Source organism: Nocardia sp. 348MFTsu5.1 (assembly GCF_000383535.1).
Lineage (GTDB): Bacteria > Actinomycetota > Actinomycetes > Mycobacteriales > Mycobacteriaceae > Williamsia > Williamsia faeni.
The window spans coordinates 90,141-108,469 of record NZ_KB911519.1 but is presented as its reverse complement, the minus strand read 5'-3'; the positions used below and the strand labels follow the sequence as shown (position 1 = coordinate 108,469).

Annotated in this window: 22 protein-coding genes; 11 read left to right on the top strand and 11 right to left on the bottom strand. The window is 64.4% G+C overall.

Going from position 1 to position 18,329, the window contains the following annotated elements:
- Positions 1-2 precede the first annotated feature (2 nt).
- The 6 genes from H290_RS0119885 to H290_RS29305 all read right to left on the bottom strand — a co-directional run bounded on the left by H290_RS0119885 (position 3) and on the right by H290_RS29305 (position 4,941).
- Positions 3-581 (bottom strand): TerD family protein, encoded by a 579-nt coding sequence (locus H290_RS0119885; protein ID WP_020108588.1) that lies wholly within the window; start codon positions 579-581, stop codon positions 3-5.
- A gap of 98 nt (positions 582-679) precedes the next feature.
- Positions 680-1,468: a putative hydro-lyase gene (locus H290_RS0119880; RefSeq protein WP_081631658.1), complete on the bottom strand. Its 789-nt coding sequence runs from the start codon at positions 1,466-1,468 to the stop codon at positions 680-682.
- Positions 1,465-2,340, bottom strand: coding sequence for a biotin-dependent carboxyltransferase family protein (locus H290_RS0119875; RefSeq protein WP_020108586.1), 876 nt, complete (start codon positions 2,338-2,340; stop codon positions 1,465-1,467). The genes H290_RS0119880 and H290_RS0119875 overlap by 4 nt, the downstream gene beginning before the upstream one ends.
- Entirely contained in the window at positions 2,333-2,977 is a 645-nt protein-coding gene (locus H290_RS0119870; protein ID WP_020108585.1) for an allophanate hydrolase subunit 1, read from the bottom strand. The genes H290_RS0119875 and H290_RS0119870 overlap by 8 nt, the downstream gene beginning before the upstream one ends.
- Complete coding sequence (locus H290_RS0119865) at positions 2,974-3,732, bottom strand: LamB/YcsF family protein (protein ID WP_020108584.1); 759 nt, start codon at positions 3,730-3,732, stop codon at positions 2,974-2,976. Before H290_RS0119865 ends, H290_RS0119870 begins: the two co-directional genes overlap by 4 nt.
- A 39-nt stretch (positions 3,733-3,771) precedes the next feature.
- The gene (locus H290_RS29305; protein WP_155976948.1) at positions 3,772-4,941 is read right to left on the bottom strand and encodes a sensor histidine kinase; all 1,170 of its coding nucleotides are present in this window, start codon (positions 4,939-4,941) and stop codon (positions 3,772-3,774) included.
- A gap of 154 nt (positions 4,942-5,095) precedes the next feature.
- Between H290_RS29305 and H290_RS0119855 the strand changes: the two genes are divergently transcribed.
- The 4 genes from H290_RS0119855 (at position 5,096) to H290_RS0119840 (ending at position 8,214) form a co-directional block, all read left to right on the top strand.
- Positions 5,096-5,761, top strand: a complete 666-nt coding sequence (locus H290_RS0119855) for a response regulator transcription factor (protein WP_028463427.1) — start codon at positions 5,096-5,098, stop codon at positions 5,759-5,761.
- A gap of 165 nt (positions 5,762-5,926) precedes the next feature.
- Entirely contained in the window at positions 5,927-6,841 is a 915-nt protein-coding gene (locus tag H290_RS0119850) for an ABC transporter ATP-binding protein (RefSeq protein WP_231373773.1), read from the top strand.
- Positions 6,842-6,878: 37 nt separating this feature from the next.
- Positions 6,879-7,679: an ABC transporter permease subunit gene (locus H290_RS0119845; RefSeq protein WP_155976947.1), complete on the top strand. Its 801-nt coding sequence runs from the start codon at positions 6,879-6,881 to the stop codon at positions 7,677-7,679.
- Positions 7,680-7,686: 7 nt separating this feature from the next.
- Entirely contained in the window at positions 7,687-8,214 is a 528-nt protein-coding gene (locus H290_RS0119840) for a hypothetical protein (RefSeq protein ID WP_020108579.1), read from the top strand.
- A gap of 19 nt (positions 8,215-8,233) precedes the next feature.
- Here H290_RS0119840 and H290_RS0119835 read toward each other — a convergent pair whose 3' ends face one another.
- Positions 8,234-8,761, bottom strand: a complete 528-nt coding sequence (locus H290_RS0119835) for a DUF1697 domain-containing protein (RefSeq protein WP_020108578.1) — start codon at positions 8,759-8,761, stop codon at positions 8,234-8,236.
- A 55-nt stretch (positions 8,762-8,816) separates the two neighbouring features.
- Between H290_RS0119835 and H290_RS0119830 the strand changes: the two genes are divergently transcribed.
- The 4 genes from H290_RS0119830 (at position 8,817) to H290_RS29300 (ending at position 12,372) form a co-directional block, all read left to right on the top strand.
- Positions 8,817-9,236: a CoA-binding protein gene (locus H290_RS0119830; RefSeq protein ID WP_020108577.1), complete on the top strand. Its 420-nt coding sequence runs from the start codon at positions 8,817-8,819 to the stop codon at positions 9,234-9,236.
- Between the two features lie 39 nt (positions 9,237-9,275).
- Positions 9,276-10,028 (top strand): alpha/beta fold hydrolase, encoded by a 753-nt coding sequence (locus H290_RS0119825; protein WP_020108576.1) that lies wholly within the window; start codon positions 9,276-9,278, stop codon positions 10,026-10,028.
- Positions 10,029-10,037: 9 nt separating this feature from the next.
- Positions 10,038-10,541, top strand: coding sequence for a nitroreductase family deazaflavin-dependent oxidoreductase (locus H290_RS0119820; RefSeq protein ID WP_028463426.1), 504 nt, complete (start codon positions 10,038-10,040; stop codon positions 10,539-10,541).
- A gap of 106 nt (positions 10,542-10,647) precedes the next feature.
- Positions 10,648-12,372 carry an HNH endonuclease signature motif containing protein gene (locus tag H290_RS29300; RefSeq protein WP_020108574.1) on the top strand — a complete coding sequence of 575 codons (1,725 nt, stop codon included), beginning with the start codon at positions 10,648-10,650 and terminating at the stop codon, positions 12,370-12,372.
- 34 nt (positions 12,373-12,406) lie between these two features.
- Here the strand turns inward: H290_RS29300 and H290_RS0119810 are convergent, their stop codons facing one another.
- The gene (locus H290_RS0119810; RefSeq protein ID WP_020108573.1) at positions 12,407-13,432 is read right to left on the bottom strand and encodes a hypothetical protein; all 1,026 of its coding nucleotides are present in this window, start codon (positions 13,430-13,432) and stop codon (positions 12,407-12,409) included.
- A gap of 60 nt (positions 13,433-13,492) precedes the next feature.
- Entirely contained in the window at positions 13,493-14,143 is a 651-nt protein-coding gene (locus H290_RS0119805; protein ID WP_036519690.1) for an NUDIX domain-containing protein, read from the bottom strand.
- Positions 14,144-14,213: 70 nt separating this feature from the next.
- On the opposite strand from H290_RS0119805, the gene H290_RS0119800 reads away from it, so the two are divergent.
- From H290_RS0119800 to H290_RS29295, 3 genes are all read left to right on the top strand, one after another.
- Positions 14,214-15,143: an ADP-ribosylglycohydrolase family protein gene (locus tag H290_RS0119800; RefSeq protein WP_020108571.1), complete on the top strand. Its 930-nt coding sequence runs from the start codon at positions 14,214-14,216 to the stop codon at positions 15,141-15,143.
- Between the two features lie 11 nt (positions 15,144-15,154).
- The gene (locus H290_RS0119795; RefSeq protein WP_020108570.1) at positions 15,155-15,664 is read left to right on the top strand and encodes an O-acetyl-ADP-ribose deacetylase; all 510 of its coding nucleotides are present in this window, start codon (positions 15,155-15,157) and stop codon (positions 15,662-15,664) included.
- Positions 15,665-15,789: 125 nt separating this feature from the next.
- Positions 15,790-16,254, top strand: a complete 465-nt coding sequence (locus tag H290_RS29295; protein WP_020108569.1) for an oxygenase MpaB family protein — start codon at positions 15,790-15,792, stop codon at positions 16,252-16,254.
- A gap of 115 nt (positions 16,255-16,369) precedes the next feature.
- On the opposite strand, the gene H290_RS0119785 is transcribed toward H290_RS29295, so the two are convergent.
- A complete protein-coding gene (locus H290_RS0119785; protein ID WP_020108568.1) occupies positions 16,370-17,575 on the bottom strand; it encodes an MFS transporter in 1,206 nt (401 codons plus the stop codon).
- Positions 17,572-18,249, bottom strand: coding sequence for a FadR/GntR family transcriptional regulator (locus H290_RS0119780; protein ID WP_028463424.1), 678 nt, complete (start codon positions 18,247-18,249; stop codon positions 17,572-17,574). Before H290_RS0119780 ends, H290_RS0119785 begins: the two co-directional genes overlap by 4 nt.
- Positions 18,250-18,329: the final 80 nt, after the last annotated feature.

Sequence of the window (18,329 nt, the reverse complement as noted above, 5' to 3'; positions counted from 1 at the left end):
GTCTAGCCGATGTTCACGCCATAATCACGCGCGATGCCGGCGAGACCCGAGGCGTAACCCTGGCCGATGGCACGGAACTTCCACTCACCGCCGCGGCGATAGATCTCGCCGAACACCATCGCGGTTTCGGTGGAGGCGTCCTCGCTGAGGTCGTAGCGGGCCAGTTCCCGGTTGTCAGCGCGGTCGACGACCCGGATGAAGGCACCATGCACCTGACCGAAACTCTGGTTGAGCGAGTCCGCGTCGTGGATGGTCACCGGGAAGATGATCGACTCGACGTCCGGGGAGAGTGCCTGGAGATCGACGGTGATGGATTCGTCGTCGCCCTCGCCTTCACCGGTCCGGTTGTCGCCGGTGTGCTCGATGGCGCCGTCGGGCGAGCGAAGGTTGTTGTAGAACACGAAAAACGAATCGTTGACCACTCGCTTGGCGGAGTTGATGCCCAGCGCGCTGGCGTCGAGGTCGTAGTCGGCGCCGGTTGTCGACCGCACATCCCAACCGAGACCCACGCTGACCGCCGTGAGGTTCGGCGCCTCTTTGCTCAGCGATACGTTTCCACCCTTGGCCAGGCTGACTGACATCGTGTCCTCCGTTGCTCGACATGCGTGCGTGTGTTCATTCCAGCCTACCGATGGCCGCGGTCCGTCGGTTCGGATTTGTTGCCACGCAGGGTGGACGGTCAGGGGACGAGATAGTCGCTGTCGCGTTTGTCGGTGATGACCATGTGTCCGGGGGCGTGGCCGATCGCCAGGTCCGGGCGGGATTCCATCATCGCGGCCTGCGGGGTGACACCACACGCCCAGAACACCGGAATCTCGCCGGGAAAGATGTCGACGGGGTCACCGAAATCTGGTGTGCCGACGTCGGAGATCCCGAGGGCGCCGGGATCACCGATGTGGACCGGCGAGCCGTGGACTGCGGGATACCGGGAGGTCACCCGAACTGCGGTGGCCACCAACTCGGCGGGGACCGGTCGCATCGACACCACCAGCGGGCCGGAGATCCGGCCGGCCGGGCGGCAGCGCCGCGAGGTCCGGAACATCGGCACGGTGCGCTGCTGCTCGATGTGACGCACCGGTACGCCGGCCTCGATGAGTGCGGCTTCGAAGGTGAAGCTGCAGCCGATCAGGAACGACACCAGGTCATCTCGCCACCACGGACTGGCATCGCTTGTCTCATCGACCATTTCGCCGCCGCGGTAGATGCGGTAGAGGGGCGCGTCGGTCCGGATGTCGCTGTCCTCGCCGAGAAGTGGGCCGGTCACCGCACCGGCGTCGATGACGTCGAGAACGGGGCAGGACTTCGGGTTGCGTTGGGCGAAAAGCAGGAAGTCGTAGGCGTCGGCGCGGGGCAGCGCGATGAGATTGGCCTGCGTCCAACCCTGGGCCCAGCCGGCGGTCTGGGTGACGAGTCCGTCGCGAAACAGTGTGCGCGCCCAGGCCGGATCCAGCGTTGCGGGATCTGTCATCGGGTCCACCGCAGGTGGATGTGTTGTCCGGGCCGGATCTGTGCGGCGAGGTCGACGTCCTCGTCGACCACCACCGCGACCACCGGATATCCACCGGTGACCGGATGGTCGGCCAGGAAGATCACCGGTTCGCCGCTGGGCGGTACCTGGATGGCACCGCGCACGATGCCCTCGCTCGGGAGCTGACGGCCGGATTCGCGATGCGAGAGCCCGGAGGCTTTGCCGCTCAAGCGCATTCCGACCCGGTCGCTCCGATGGGACGCCTGCCAGCGGGTCTGCACCAGGGCATCGGCATCGACGACCCAGTCGTCGCGTGGACCACGAAGGATCCGGAGCTCGACCTCGTCGGCCGTTGGCATCGCCACCGCGGCGACATCGATGTCGGGCAGATCGCCCGGACGCGGTGCGAGACCGAGGACATCTCCGACGGCCGGCGACGGCGGACCCAAGCCGGACAGGGTGTCGGTACTGCGCGAACCCAGTGTCTCGGGAACATCGAAGCCGCCGCGTGCAGCGACGTACGCACGCAGCCCGGAGCGGGCCATGCCGAGCGTCACCACGTCGCCGGCAAGGACCCGGAACGGCGCGTTCATGCCGATCGGATGCCGGCCGGATCCGTTGTCCACGAGGACGTCCACGTCGGCGCCGGTCACGGCCAGCCAGACCTCCCGGCGCGCCCGCAGCGACAAGCCACCGAGGGTCACTTCCAGCGCGGCGGACCTTTCGCTATTGCCGAGCAGGCGGTTGGCCAATGAGTGGGAGTGCCGATCCGCCGCACCCGACCGGCCGACTCCGAGGGCGGCAAATCCGGGTCGCCCCTGGTCCTGCATGGTCGTCAACGGTCCGGTCGCGAGGACCTCGAGGTCATCCATTCGCCGACCTCCCGGAACTGCGCCCGGCGTCCCGGAACTGCACGAGGCATCCGGGTCGCAGCAGCGCCGGTGGGTCCCGGGTGGCGTCCCACATGACCAGGTCGGTGTGACCGAGCAATTGCCAGCCGCCGGGCGATGTGCGGGGATAGATTCCGCTGAACTCCCCGGCAAGTCCGACCGCACCGGCCGGGACCCGGGTCCGGGACTCGTCGCGGCGGGGGACCTCGAGCCGGTCGTCTCCACCGACCAGATACGCGAAGCCGGGCGCGAACCCGCCGAACGCGACCATCCATGGCGCTCCGGTGTGGGCGGCGACCACCTCGCCGGTCGACAGCCCGGTGAGCCGCCCGACGTCATCGAGGTCGGCCCCGTCGTAGATCACCGGAACCTCCACGAGGTCAGGGTCGCCGTCAGACGCCGTGGCCGTCTTGTCGGGGGAGAGCGCGCCGATTGTCTTGCGAAGTCGCGGGAGGTGTTCAGGCCCGTCGGCGACCAGCAGGACCGTCCGTGCCCCGGGGATGATGTCGAGAACGCCTGGGAGCTCGGCGTCTCCCAGCTCGGATGTCCAGGCGATCACCTCCTCGATGGTGTCCACCTCAACCATCAGGGACCGGTCACCGTAGGCGAGGACCTTCATGTGAAGGGCTCCACCTCAACACCTTCGGCGGTGAGTAACTCGCGGACGGCAACGGCCATCGCCACGGCCGCCGGTGAATCACCGTGTACGCAGACAGAATCCACATCAATGGCGATTTCGGAGCCGTCGACGGCCACGACGATCTTGTCGGTGACCATCCGCAACACCCGGTCGGCGACGGTGGACGGATCGTGCAGCAGTGCGCCTTCCTCGCCGCGCGGGACCAAAGTGCCGGCCGGGGTGTATCCGCGGTCGGCGAATGCCTCGCGCACCACCCGCAAGCCGCGTTCTTCGCCGAGGGCGAGCAGGCGGGAGCCGGGTAGACCGAGCAATGCCAGATCCGGGTCGAGTGCGGCGATCGCGTCGACCACGGCCAGTGCGTGTTCCTCGTGGTGAACGGCCGTGTTGTAGAGCGCGCCATGGGGTTTGACGTAGGTGACGTGTCCGCCGGCAGCTGCCGTCAACGCCTGCAGGCCACCGATCTGGTAGACGATGTCGTCGGTCAGTTCGGTGCGGGTGGCATCGACGAATCGACGCCCGAACCCGGCGAGGTCGCGATAGGAAACCTGTGCCCCGATTCGAACTCCGCGGTCGACCGACCACCCAGCGGTCCGTGCGATGGTGCTCGGATCGCCGGCGTGGAAACCGCAGGCGATGTTGGCGCTGGTGACCACGGCGAGCATGGCTTTGTCATCGCCGAGTTCCCACCGGCCGAACGATTCGCCGATGTCGCTGTTGAGGTCGATGGTGCTCACAAACCGAGCGTATCCCGCGCAACATGCGGCGCGGAACCCTCAGGCTGGGGTGCCCTGGCCCCACCGGGCAATTACGCGGTAGCCGTCGCCGGAGGATTTCGGGCCCACTTCGATTGTCCCTCGGCTCGATTCGACCCGTTCGGTCATGCCGATGATGCCGAGTCCGGTACCGGGTTCCGGTGCAACAGCTTTCGTCCCATCCGGGCGACCACCGTCGTCGGAGACACTCACCGCGAGGCTATGTGGTGGATCGGCGACCACCGAGATCTCGACCACGGGTGAGGTACCGGCGTGGCGGCGCACATTGTTGAGGGATTCCTGGATCACCCGGAAAGCCGCCGTGCTCATCGTCGATGACACCGCATCGACGTCGCCTTCGGGGCGATAGTTCACCGTCAGGCCGTCCGCGCGGGCGCGCTCGATGAGGCCGGGGACCTGGCCGAGCGTTGCCGTCGGTGATCGGGGCGCGCCTTGATCGTGGTCCCGCAAGGTCTCGAGCATGGTTCCGAGCTCGTCGAGAACTTCGCTGCTGGCCTGACGGATGGCCTCGAGCGCGGCCTTTGCCTGATGCGGTTGCCGGTCGAGGAGGTGGGCCGCCACCCCCGCCTGCACGTTGATGGTGGCCAAGGCGTGGGCGACCGAATCGTGTAGGTCGCGCGCGATGTTCAGGCGTTCATCGGTCATCGCCTGCCGGCGGCGCATCTCGTCGCGTTCACGCTGCGCCGCTGCCCGTTCGGTCCGTGCGGAGAGCAGGATGCCCGCCAATGCCAGCGTGAAAGCCCATGCCGGACCGGCAATTGCGATCGTCCCGAGATGTCCTTCGCCGATCCATTGCCCGATGATCACCGCGGCCGACATGACGGTGGCGCCCACCAGCGCCACCGTGCGCGAGGCCCGGTAGCCGGCCAGTGCCATGGACAGTGGGCCGACCAAAAGTGCTGGGCCACCAGGGTATCCGCGAGCAAGGTAGGCAAAGATCACGGTTGCGGCGACACCGATCATCACCTGCGGAAACCGGCGGGACACCGCCAGGGACAGGGCGCCGATGACACCGAGTGCGATAGCGAGGCCGTCGATGGGTTGGTCGGCCGAATCGGTGTGCCCCGAGATGCTGCCGGCGATGACCAGGATGATCACCACCAACACCAGCGCGAGGTCGGACCAATGCACCTCCAGTGCGCGGAATCTGTTCGACCATCTGACGTTCACCTGGCCGATCGTAGAGTTGATCGATGCCGCCGCGCGTCGGTTCACTGTTGAGATCGACCTGCTTCAGATATTTCTGGGCGGGACCTGTGTACGTCAGGTGTGGAGATCGGCGCGGAAGCGGTCGCGGAGATCGGCCGCTGGCTACCCTCGAAACATGATTCGGGTCGCACTGGCGGATGATCAGCTCCTGGTACGGACCGGCTTTCGTGCGTTGCTCGACGCCGAGGACGACATCGAGGTGGTCGGGGAGGCCTCCGACGGAAACGAGGCGGTCGCGGTATGCATCGACCGGCGGCCGGACGTCATCATCATGGACATCCGGATGCCTGGCTGTGATGGTCTCGAAGCGACCCGTCTGATCACGGCCCGCGACGACCTGGCTGCGGTGAAGGTGCTGATCCTGACCACTTTTGAACTCGACGAGTATGTGTTCGAGGCCCTGCGTGCCGGTGCCAGCGGGTTCTTGGTCAAACACACCCAGCCGGCCGAACTGATTCAGGCTGTCCGTGTCATCGCCGCCGGTCAGGCGCTGTTGTCGCCGGGCGTGACGCGGCGCCTGATCACCAAATTCGCGCAGGAGCCCGCCGAGACGCAGGCGCCGATCGCGCCGGATTCGATCGTCGACTTGCTCACCACGCGCGAACTCGAGGTGGTGCGCCTGGTGGCGGCCGGACTGTCCAATGATGAGATCGCGGCCCGATGGGTGGTCAGCAATGCGACGGTCCGGACCCATGTGAGCCGCGCGATGTCGAAGCTACAGGCGCGCGACCGGGCGCAAATGGTTGTCTTCGCCTACCGGCACGGATTGGTTCGCATCTGATGCGCCGGTCCACACATTCGACGTAGTCCCGATGTCCACATCAGGCTGACGACGCGAGGCCTTCGCAGCGGCATCGTTGTGTACATGAAATCGAACACATTCACCCCAGATCGAACGTCGACACATGAGTTGCCGAACCGAACTGCGCGCGTGGCGGTTTCGCCCGTGGCGGTTTCAGTTGACGGCATCACCAAGAGATATCGAAAGCGCACTGCCGTCGACACCGTGTCCTTCACGGTGCCAACGGGCTCGGTCACCGGCCTGATCGGACCGAACGGAGCCGGAAAGACGACGGTCATGGCGATTCTGCTCGGCCTCGTCAAGCCCAGCAGTGGCGATGCGACCATTCTCGGTGCACCGATTCGGCAACGTGGGCACTATCTTCCGAAGGTCGGCGCCCTCATCGAGTCACCGGCATTTCACCCGGCGGTTTCCGGTCGCGACAACCTGAGGTCGCTCGCGGCGCTGTCCGGGCACAACGGCGACGACATCGACGGATTACTCGACCTCGTTGGTCTCGGCGACCGCGGTGGTGATCGCTTCGGCAGCTATTCGCTCGGGATGAAGCAGCGGCTCGGGATTGCTGCGGCCCTGCTCGGCGACCCCGAGCTGGTGATTCTCGACGAACCGACCAACGGACTCGACCCGCAGGGAATGCAGGAGGTCCGCGATCTCATCGGCCGCATCTCGGAGCAGGGACGTACCGTCATCGTCTCGTCGCACCTGCTCGCTGAACTCGAACAGGTCTGTGACTGGCTGGTGGTGCTCGATCACGGCGGACTGGTCCATGTCGGAACCCCCGAATCGCTTGGTGCGACCGCTGATTCGCTGGTCCTCGCCTCGGAGTCGGAATCAGACCTCGATGATCTCGAAGTCATCGCCCGGGCGACGGGCCTGGAGACCGATCGCTCAGGTGGCCACGTGACGATCACGCTCACCGATGCGGTTGAGGCCCGTCGTCTGGCCGCAGACTTGAACCGCCGCGCTCACACGGCCGGGATTGTCCTGGCCGAATTGCACCATCGCCGTGCCGATCTCGAGGCCCGCTATCTGGGCTTGATCAACTCGTCCGCGCTCTGACATCGGCGATTCTGTGACACATCTGAAAGGCAATCCGATGAATCTTGTGAACTCTTTTCGGTCCGAATGGATCTTGCTGAACCGCCGACGCCTGTGGGCCGGCATGGGTATCACCACAGTGGTGTTCAGTGTGGTGGCCACCTGGTTGCTGCTCGAAGCTGCGGAGCCCGCCGGTCGAGGCGGTAATGGCCCACGAGTGCCCCTCGAAGCCCTCGGCGGATCCGGCGGTGCCACCGCCGCGATCATCTCGTCGATGAGCTTCGCCACCGTCCTCGTCGTCGCGTCATTTGCGGCCGCGATGGGAAATGAGATCAGCCGGGGCACATTGCGGGCGGCGCTGACCCGGCAACCGAGTCGGTTGTCGCTCATCGCCGGGAAACTCACGGCGCGGGTGAGCCTGGCCGCGGTGCTGATGGCAGTGGCACTGATTGTCGGAGCCGTGACGGCTGTTGTGGTGGCACCGACGGTCGATGTCGGCACCGACGGGTGGTTCGGCGCCGACGCGATCGGAAGCGGCTTGGCCGATTACGGGCGATTGCTGGTGTTCGTTTCGATGTACGCGCTGATCGGCACCACCGTGGCGATCCTGGTGAAGTCGACACCGATCGCGCTCGGCATTTGTCTCCTGTGGTTTGGTCCCATCGAAAATGTTCTCGGGGAGGGCCGCGACTGGGCGCAGCGATGGTTCCCCGGCCTGGTCATGCGGTCGCTGGTGCAACCGGATGCTCCCGATGCCCTGTCGCTGGGTGTCACGCTGACCACCCTCGCGCTCTACGCTGTGGTGTGCGGAGGTGTGATCGCGTTTGTGATGTCCCGCCAAGACGTCACCGCAGGTTAGGAATTCCATGGTTTCCAACAACTTTCAGCTCGGAAAGCGTTCGCGCCAGGCGGTCCTGACGATCCACATCGTGGTCGCTGTCGCCTGGATCGGCGTGAATCTCGCATTTCTGGCTCTCGATGCGGTTGCTTTGACCACCGCTGACGGACGACTCGTGGCGGCGTGCATCTCGGCGATAGTGATCATCATCCCGCCGGTGGTACCGGCGCTGGTTGTCGGGATGATGATCAGCGGTGTGGTGCTCGGGCTCGGAACGAAGTGGGGTCTGTTCAGGCACTGGTGGGTGACCAGCAAGCTGATCATCGGCACGGTGTTGCTGGTGTTGGTAGCAGTTTTGCTAATTCCCAATGCGTTGTCGATGGCCACGCCGGACCCGAACCGGTCGGCGGATCAACTGCGAGATCAATTCGACATGATTTCGCTGCTGATGCCGCCGATCGTGTCGTCGGTCGCGCTGGTCGCGGCCACCGTGCTGTCGGTATACAAGCCCGCCGGCCTGGTTCGGCAGCCGTCGACCCGAGTTGCGGTCTCTTGAGTAGCTGTAGCGTGAATTGCTACTGCCGGGCGAGTTCGATCAGCTTCTCGACGGTGCGGAGATTGCGGCCCGTGCCCTGAACACCGAGGCCCTTGGCGATGACCGGCGCGGTGAGCTTGGAGACTCCGGCGCCGGCTTCGTAGCGAATGTGGAGGTTGTCGCCGATGACCTTGAACTCGTCGCCACCGAAGTCGCGTTTGTGGAATGCCGTGACCGCTGTTGATGCGGGGACCGCGGTCAGGCAGTAGACGTAGGAGTACTTGGGTTCGACGACGTCGAACGGATGCTCGGCCAGCGCGGCGGCGAGATCGTCGACTGATCTGCTGATGACTTCACGGACGTAGCCATAGCGGTCGGTGATCGCTTTTTCGAGAGCGCGATCGAAGGTGGCCGGGTCGTCGGCCGGGGTACACAGCAGGTTCCCGGAGGCGATATAGGTCGAGATGTTGGTGGCACCCAGGTCGGCGGCGAGCTCGCGGAGCTCGGCCATCGGGAGCTTGGCGCCGCCGACGTTCACTGCCCGGATGAGGACCACTCGTTGTGCCATACCTTCGATTGAACACCACCGGTGCCGACTGTCAGGGGCCTCTACGATCGTAGGTATGCCTGATACAGACGACGTGGTTGAACAGATTCTCTCCACCTACGAGACCATCACGGTTGTTGGTGCCAGTACGGCCCCGGAGAAGGCCGCCCATCGAGTTCCGCTGCACATGCAGCATCACGGGTGGCGCATCATCCCGGTCAATCCGAAGGCCGATGAGCTGTTCGGTGAGAAGGTGTATCGCGTTCTGGCCGACATCCCCGAGCAGGTGGGTCTGGTCGACGTCTTCCGCCCATCACCGGACACCCCGGAGATCGCCCGCCAGGCGGTCGCAGCCGGCGCGACAGCGTTGTGGCTGCAGCTCGGCATCGTGTCGGCCGAGGCGCGCAAGATCGCCGAAGACGCCGGGCTGCTCTACGTCGAGGATCGCTGCCTGATCATCGAACAGCGTCGTCTGGGCGTGGACGCACCGAAGTAGAACCGTTTGTATGGTGGCGGGGTGACTACCCTGTCAGCGGTGAACACTTTGACCCGAATAGACGGATCCGGGGCGGTCCGGCTGGCCGTTCGTACCTCGGGTCCGCTGACCGGCAAGCCGGTGTTGCTGGTCCATGGGATGGGCGGTGATCACCAGACGTGGCGCGCGTTGGCGGGGGAACTTCGTGCCGATGGGCGCACGGTCATCTCGTACGACCAGCGTGGCCATGGTCGGAGTTCGCGATCGAAGTCGTATCTGCTGAATGACTTCCGCGACGATCTGAGTTTTGTCCTCGACGGCCTCGGCGTCGACCAGGTGGACGTGATCGGGCATTCGCTGGGCGGTCAGACCGCGATTCGGCTCGCGGCCCTCAACCCGTCCCGCATCGGCAAGCTCGTACTGGAGGAGATCCCGCCGATGCCCCGTGATCAGTCCGATGTCGACGAACACATCGTGCCCTTCAGCGGTATCGCCGACCGCATGCGTGGGTTGTGGTCGACGGTGCGCTATCCGAGTCCGGTGCTGCGTTTTGATCACCGGATGCCGGACATCGTGGCCCGGCAATTCGATGCGGTCGATACGGCGTGGTGGGAGTCGTTGTCGCAGCTGACATTTCCGACCTTGGTGGTCTCAGGTGGTCAGCGCAGCTTCTTGCCGCCCCGACACCTGGTGAGCCTCGCCGAAGCGTTGCCCGACGGCCATTTCGGTCAGATCGACGCCGGCCACAGTATCCATCGCGATCGGACCCCGGAGTTCAACAAGCTGGTGACGGACTTCCTGCGGCGTGAGTGAGTGCGGAACGTGAGCATCAAGAACTGGAACTTTCGGAGCAAGCCGACCGGGGTATGGAAACGAGTGCTCCGGCTGCCGATCTACCTCTCGCGAGCTCACCTCGGATTCCTCATGGGAGAACGGATCCTGCTTCTCAGTCATCGGGGTCGCGTGTCTGGTCAGATACACCAAACCCCGGTCGAGGTGGTCGCCCACGACCGAACCACTCGCGAGTACATCGTCTGCTCGGGAACCGGTCCCCGCGCCGATTGGTACCTGAACATCGCGGATTCGCCGGCGATCACAGTGCAGGTGGGAAGCCGTCAGTGGCGGCCTGCTCAACGAATGCTCCCGCAGGATGAAGCAGCTCTGCGGTTCAACGAGTATGAGAACTTACACCCCAAGACGTCACGTCGGCTCCTGCGGTCGATGGGCAACTCTTACGACGGCACCGACGAAGGACGATTCGAGATGATGGTTCGTATGCCGATGGTGGCCTTCTCCGACCATCGGAACGACCAGAGCGCGCGGTAGTGTCCAGGGACGTTGTCGCGGTGATTTTCGGGGAGTAGTCACACATAGATAGCCGGGTCGCCGCAACAGAAAATCAATGTCGTACCCCTCCCATAGACTCACATGTATGTTCGAGGGGGAGATCGAAGATGCGGATGGGGACGCAGAAATGAGTCCTGAAGATCTGCGTGCGAATGAACTGCTGCGCGGCACCGAGCTCGCGCGGGCGCAGCAGGGTCAGCTGGAATGGCAGCGTTACGCCAATGCGGCGAAGTTGCATGCCTTGTTGGTGGAACCGTCCGCGGGGACCGAAGCGGAGATGCGGGCAATTGATCCGTTTGCGCAGTGTGCGGCGAGATTGTCTGCCTCGCAGGAGATCACGCAGCACACCGCTGAGTTGCAGATCAATCGGGCGTTGGCGTTGCGGGATCGTTTGCCTGAGGTGAATGCACGTTTGAAGGCGGGGCGGGTGGCCGCCGAGCATATTCCGGACATTGTGTCGCGGACCGAGCTTATCGACGCTTCGGAATATCGGACTGAGATTGATCAGGCGATTGCCGACGCGTTGGGTCGGCGGGGGTCGTGGTCGAAGAACCGGATGCGGGACATGGTCGACGCGATCATCTTTCGCCGCGATCCCGACCTGGTGCGGCAGGCCCGCGAGGATGCGAAGAACCGGCGTGGGGTGTGGGGCTCGCACGCCGATCACGGCATGGCCGTCCTGGAGGCACAGTCCACCGCTGAAGAGATGACGATGATCATGGCACGGCTGGAAAAGCTGGCCACGTCGACGTGCAAGGCTGATCCGCGGCGCAAAGCTGATCGGATGGCCGACGCGTTGTTTGCGACGGTGATGGGCTGCGAGTTCGGTTGCCAGTGCCCGGACGACCCGAAACATCCCTGCACGGCCGAGATCGTCACGGTCCCAGCGGATCAGGTGATCTCCGGGGTCGACGTCAAGATTGTTCTGCACGTCATCAGTGACCAAGCCACGCTCGACGGGACGGCCGACAATCCTGGGTTTCTGGACGGTCATGGTGTTATCTCCGCCGCCCATGTCCGCGACATCGCTGACCGCACCGAAACAGTGGTGCGGCCAATGGGCAACAGGACTGCTCAACCCGCACCAGCACAGCCTGAGCCTGCTGAACCCGAACCCGCACAGCCGGAATCTGAGGAACCGCAGCCGGAACCTGAGCAGCCACAGCCGGAAACGAAACCTGGCAAGCCCACGGTGTACATGCGGTCGCCGGAAAACCCAACTCTCGGTGAGTTTTCGGATACGGGCGATGCGGTGGATGCGCCGTTCGCGCAGATCGTTCCACTGCCTGCCACCCAGCCAGGTGACGAGTATCGGCCGTCGGTGGTCCTCGACAGTTATATCCGGATCAGGGATTGCTATTGCATGTGGCCCGGCTGTGACAAGAAGGCATGGGGCGCTGATCTCGATCACACCCGCGAGTACAACCACCACAATCCGGATGCGGGTGGGTGCACGCATCCGTCAGAGATGAAGACACTCTGCAGGTTTCACCATTTGTTGAAGACCTACAGCGACTGGCTCGACGACCAATACCCGGACCCGCGGACTGGACGCCCGCGGCTGATCTTCACCACGCCGGAAGGCCGCAGCTACGACGGTCCGGCCTGGACGGGTGATGATCTGTTCCCGACACTTCGGCTGATCGTCTTCGACAACCAGCGCGGCTCACCCGGCCGGCCACCACCCACAGCACCGGACTCCCGACAGAAATCGCGTACCGCTGCCAAACATGCACGCCGCCAACAAGAACGACTACGGAACCGCAGGATCCGCGAAGAACAGGAAAGGAATGATCCGCCGCCGTTCTAATCCACAGGGCGAGTAGACCGGATTGCGAGATCGGCTATGAATAACGCACAATGCGCGATAGCTTCTTCGCGTCGGTGAGCATGCTGTCGATGATCGCACCGGCGACTGCGTCGAATTCCTCGGCCGCCTGATTGAGGCGCTCTGATCCCAATTCGTCTTCGGCTGCAACAACATACTCGTCGGAATCGTCTTCGGTGCCGATCTGGTTGACCCATTCCAGTTTGGCGAGTTGGCGGTCCACCTGCTCGATGCCGGCGCGGTAGCGTGCGAAGGCCTGGAGCCGCTGGACCAGCAGGCCGAGCCGTTCGTCGTGCACCTGGGCCCGGCCGAGGTGGATCGCGACGATGTCGGGATCATCGCCGAGATCGCCGTCAGGAAGGGGGCCGAGCTTGTCGACGGAATCTCGGAGCCGTGCGCAGCTGCGGCTGATCTCGGCGACCTCGGCGTCGAGATCGACTCGAATCATCTTGTCGTCGAAGATGTCGTGGCGCCACGAGGCACTCAGTTCGATCGCGGTTGCCGTCGAACACGCAAAGTACGCAAGCTTTCCGATGGGATGTGCGCGCATCGCGTCAATCGTCTTCTGGTCGTCTGGGGACAGCTGTGATCGGCGCAGCTGCCGGCGGAGCAAGCGCGGATAGTGCTCCTCGTCGCTGCGGACGGCCCAGTCATCGGTCTTGCTCGCGTCGCGATCCAACAGGTCGGTGAGGTCGATCCGGGTCGAGCCGCCCCGCCAGGTGTCGACCGCGATGAACGCGAAACGTATGGAGGTGGCATCACCGGGCCGGGGGCCGCCCAGATGATTGATCCAATACGGCGTGTTGGTGGTCTTCGCCAAGCCGGTCAGCCCGATGTCGGGTTCCGGCCTCCGACGCGGTGGGGCGTCGTCGTCGGGTTCGGGTAGAGGTAGATTCTGGGGTCCGGCGACGCCGCGGGGGCGCGATGCCTCCCGGAACTTCTCGGACCAGTTGATCGACTTGACCCACTCGGTGCCGACGAAGGCCAGTGCGGTCATGGCAAACATCAGCACAAAGCCGACGATTGCTGAGACGTACACCATCTGTCCTATTATCCCGATTTCGGAGACTGTGTGCTCGCACTTGGCTTGACCAGGGCATTGTCATCGTCGATCGAGGGGATTTCGCCGACGCCGGAACAATTCCGCCGGCCGCCCGGTATCTGACGAAGACCGTTCTCCGGTGCCTTCGAGTTCGCCGATGAACCGGCGGCGGAAGGTGTCTTTGGGAAATGCATCCGAGAAGATCGCCTCGTAAAGCCGGCGGAGCTCCAGCAAGGTGAACTGGTCGGGTAGCAGGTTGTCGGGGTCGGGTATCGGTGAATACCGTTGGCGCAGAACGTGAACTGCTTGTACAACCATGTCGTTGTGGTCGAAGGCCAGTGGTTCGTCGGCCACGCCGCCGGTGATCGGGACCAATCGGGTCGCCGGTGGCAATCGATCGTTCGCGATTGCCGCGCTGTGCGCCATGGACAGGACCCAGCCACGATCGTCGCGGGTCGGATCGTCGTACATCCCGAGCTGGTGGAACGCGAGGTCGGTGATCCCGGCCTTGGTTTCCAACGCCCTCGCGGCCGCGTCCCGGAGTGTCTCGCCCGGGTGGAGGAAGGTGCCGGGGAGTGATGGTCCGCGGTCAGAGTCGACGGCGACCACGCAGAGCTGGTCGCCCCGCACGGTCAGGACTGCCACATCGACCGCGATCGAAGGTCGGATGTAGTCGTCCAGTGCTTTGCCCGAGGAATCTTTCCACACCATGCCTTGCACATTAGCGCATTCATGCGCTAACCTTTAGATCAATATTGATCTAACTGATTGCGAGGGTGTGATGACACCGATCGAACGAGGGTTGACCGAGACGCAGCGGGATCGCGCCGCGGGTGTCCTGGTGGGGACCGCGGCCGGCGATGCGCTGGGCGCAGGATACGAATTCACTTATCCCACAGCGGATATGCCGATCTTCATGAAGGGCGGTGGGACCTTCAACTGGGCGCTGGGGGAGTGGACCGACGACACGTCCATGGCCCTGTGTGTGGCAGAGGGTCTGACGCGCGGACGCGCAGACCTCGATGCCATCGCGGCCGGATTCATGCGCTGGTACCGGTCGAATCCCCCGGACATCGGCAATCAGACGCGTACGGTCCTCTCGGCCGGGACGGTCGGCGCCGCGCAGATGGCGGACGCTGCGGCGAGGCTGACCGGGCGCACCGGCGGAAACGGGTCGTTGATGCGCACTGCTCCGGTGGCTCTGGCATTCCTCGACGACCTCGAGGGCTGCATCGACGCCGCGGGATCGATCAGTGATCTCACCCATTTCGACGTACGTGCCCGGGAGGCCTGTCAGATGTGGTCTGTCGGGATCCGCCACGCAGTGCTGACCGGCTCGCTCGACGGCGTGCGCCTGTTCTTGGACACGGCTCCGGCATCCACCATCGACTACTGGTCGCCGCTGCTGGATATCGCCGAAACCGGTTCGCCCGCAGACTTTCCCAACAACGGGTGGGTGGTGCACGCAGTGCAGACGGCCTGGTGGGCGATCACCACGGCCGGCGCAGACCTGCCGCAGACGCTCGAACTCTGTGTTCGGGCCGGCAATGACACCGACACCACTGCGGCGATCGCCGGTGGACTCGTCGGCGCGACTCGTGGCATCTCCTCGATTCCCGCTGATTGGGTCGACCTCCTCCACGGGTACCCGGGGGCAACGGCCGCGGATCTGCGCGCGCTCACCGACAAGATCGTCAACATCAACCCATAGGAGGCCACACCATGACCATCATCGACGTCACCCAGGGTGACATCACAAAGGTCCGCGCGGATGTCATCGTCAATGCTGCGAACTCGTCGCTGCTCGGCGGCGGGGGTGTGGATGGCGCGATCCACCGCGCCGGCGGGCCGGAGATTCTCGCCGAATGCCGCGTCCTGCGGGCGAGCACGCTTCCCGACGGTCTCGACGTGGGTGCGGCGGTGGCAACCACTGCCGGGAACCTGCCTGCTCAGTGGGTGATCCACACCGTGGGGCCGCGCTATTCCCGACACGAGGACCGGTCGGCACAATTGCGCAGCTGCTACCAGCGCAGCCTCCTGCTGGCGCGGTCGTTGGGCGCGTCGTCGATCGCGTTCCCGCTGATATCTAGCGGTGCCTACGGGTGGCCCGTCGACGATGCCGTGGCCCAGCAGGTCGGCGCGATCAAGACTGCCGACGTCAGCGTCGACATCGTCACCCTCGTCGCATTCTCGCGCCAGATCGCCGAGCTGACCAGGAGGCTCGTCGAATGATGATCGATTAAAGACCGAGCACCCGCTCGGCCGGTAGGGTGTGATGTGCCGCGAGCCACGGAAGATGACACGAAGAGATTTGCACTTCGGACGAAGACCGGTGAACTCGACCCGAACGGGATTTCGTGGAGATCAACCGGCTCCTGGCCACGGTCGAGTTTCCCTGGGACATCAATCAGGCCCTGAGTTTTGCCTTGTTCCGTACCTACGCACAGCTCACGCACAACGAGGTGGTCGGCGCGACCAACTACTACCGACAACTCGGAACACTGATGGGAATCAAGGGCATTCCCGCCAACTACACCGAGTTTGCCCGTTTCCTGGACGAATACGAGGCCACGCACTTCGCCTACAACGCGGGTGCCCGCAAGGTCGCCGACTCGACCCTGGACTTGATGACCACATTCCCGCCGAATGACAAGGCGCCGAAATGGTTGATCGACATCTTTGCGCGTTCGCTGATGGATGATCCGCTACTGAACGCATTCGGTTGTCGGCATCCAGCGCGGCCGGTCCGGGCGCTGTCGCCGGGTGCACTGAAGGCGCGCGACCTGCCCAATATCCGCACGTATCCCGGTGGCGCATGGTGATTCGGCCGACAAGTTGGAGTCCACCTCCTAATCGACCCTCAACTCTGTCAAATACAGACCCGCCGAGGGCTATCTTCCCTCGGTGCCCTGCTATTCGACAGACCTCAGGGGCGTGTCAGGTCATCTTCGAATCTTTGGCGGCGACAAGTGCGGATCCGGTGAGGGGGATCAAGGCCAGCGACAGAACGCCCATCGCCAGAGTCCAGGAACCGGTGATGTCGTGCAGTGCGCCGATGGCGAGGGGGCCGATGGCGGCAAGGCAATAGCCGATCGACTGGGCCATTCCCGAGACCTGGCTTGTCTGTGCGGTACTCGAGCTCCGGAGAACCATGAACAGCAGCACCAAACTGATGCCGGCGCCCGGTCCGCAGGCGATCAGCAGGACCCACAGAACGGTGAGCACGTCGGTGGCCACGAGGCCGACGAAACCGATGGCGCAGACGGCGCAGAAGGCGAGCGTGACCACTCGCTGGTCCCGGAAGCGGGCCGCGACAATCGGTGCCACCAACGACATCAGGAGTGCGACGGTCTGAGCCAATGCCAGCACTCCACCGGCAGCGGCCTTCGACGTCCCCCGGTCCATCAGGTACTCGGGCAGCCAGGCGCTGAAGGTGTAGAAGATGAGTGATTGCGATGCCATGAAAACCGTGATCGCCCAGGCGATCTTGTTGCGCCACAACGATGCCGGCAGAGGTGTCGTGCTGATCCGGTGGATCCTCGACAACTGCGGTATCCATAAGATCAGCCCGAGAGCCGCGAGAAGTGCCCAGCTCCCCAGGGCGACTCGCCAGTTGTCGCCCGCGGCGGCGTAGATCGGGACCGTCAGGCCGGCCGCGAGCGCCGCGCCACCGGACAACGTCATCGAGTAGAGGCCGGTCATCAGGCCGGATCGATGCGAGAAGTCGCGCTTGATCAGCGCGGGCAGGACCACATTGCAGATACCGATCGCCACGCCCGCCAGCGCGGAGCCCACGAACAGCGCAAACAGGTTGGGGATCATGCGCACCACGATGGCGATACACAGGAGGGCCATCGCGCCGAACACCGTGCGTTCGATCCCGAAGCGCGCTGCAATTCGAGGTGCAATCGGTGCGACGAGTCCGAAGAACAGCACCGGCAAGGTGGTGAGCAACCCGGCCGCGGCGCTACTGAAGCCCTCGGATGCCTTGATGTCGTCGATCAGTGGTCCGACGGCGACCACCGCCGGTCGCAGATTCGCTGCGATCACCATGATCCCGAGGGCAGCGAAGATAGCGGATGTGCGTCCGAGTGAGCCGGCGTCGGATGATGGGTTCGAGGTGGTCGCGGAAGGGTGCGTCATGACAGGGCTTCGACCGATTTGTTGAGATAGTGGTCGACGGCGGCAAGGGCGGCGGCCGAGTCACCCTTGCTGATCGCCTCGACAACCTCGGCGTGTCCGGTCGGGTGAGGATGGGCATCGACGTCGGCGGCGATCAGCGTCGCGTGCGTGCGGCCCATCACCTCGGCCACCCCGGCGTACAGCTCTGATAGCAACGAATTCCCCGCGGCGGCAACCAGAGTCGTGTGGAAAGCGATGTCTGCGTCGATGTAGCGCTGCAAGTCGTTGTCGTCGAAGGCCGACCGCATCGCGACGAGGAGGTCGCGCAGCGTCTGCACCTGATCATCGGTCCGATTCCGGGCCGCCGATCCGGCGGCCTCACGTTCGAGGGCCCGGCGCACCTGGAGCAGTTCGAGGACTTCGGTGCTCGACACACATCGGCCGATCGCGGCCGCGAGAAGGTTGCGGCTACGGACGTACGTGCCGTCGCCGCGCCGGGGTTCGAGGAATCCGGCGTGCTCCAGGGCGCGTACGGCTTCGCGGATGGTGTTGCGACCGACCCCCAATTGCTCCACCAGTTGCGGTTCGGCAGGGATACGTGAACCCACCGGCCAGTCGCCGGTTCGGATGAGTTCCTGCATCCGTTCGACCACCATCTCGCTGGTGCGGCGTGGACGCTCGATCTGCGTGGACATAGAAAGAACCTAACATCCCATGTTTGCCATCCTATGTACGGCCCAACCAGTCCAACGCAGGTAGGCTTTGCAGACGCAGA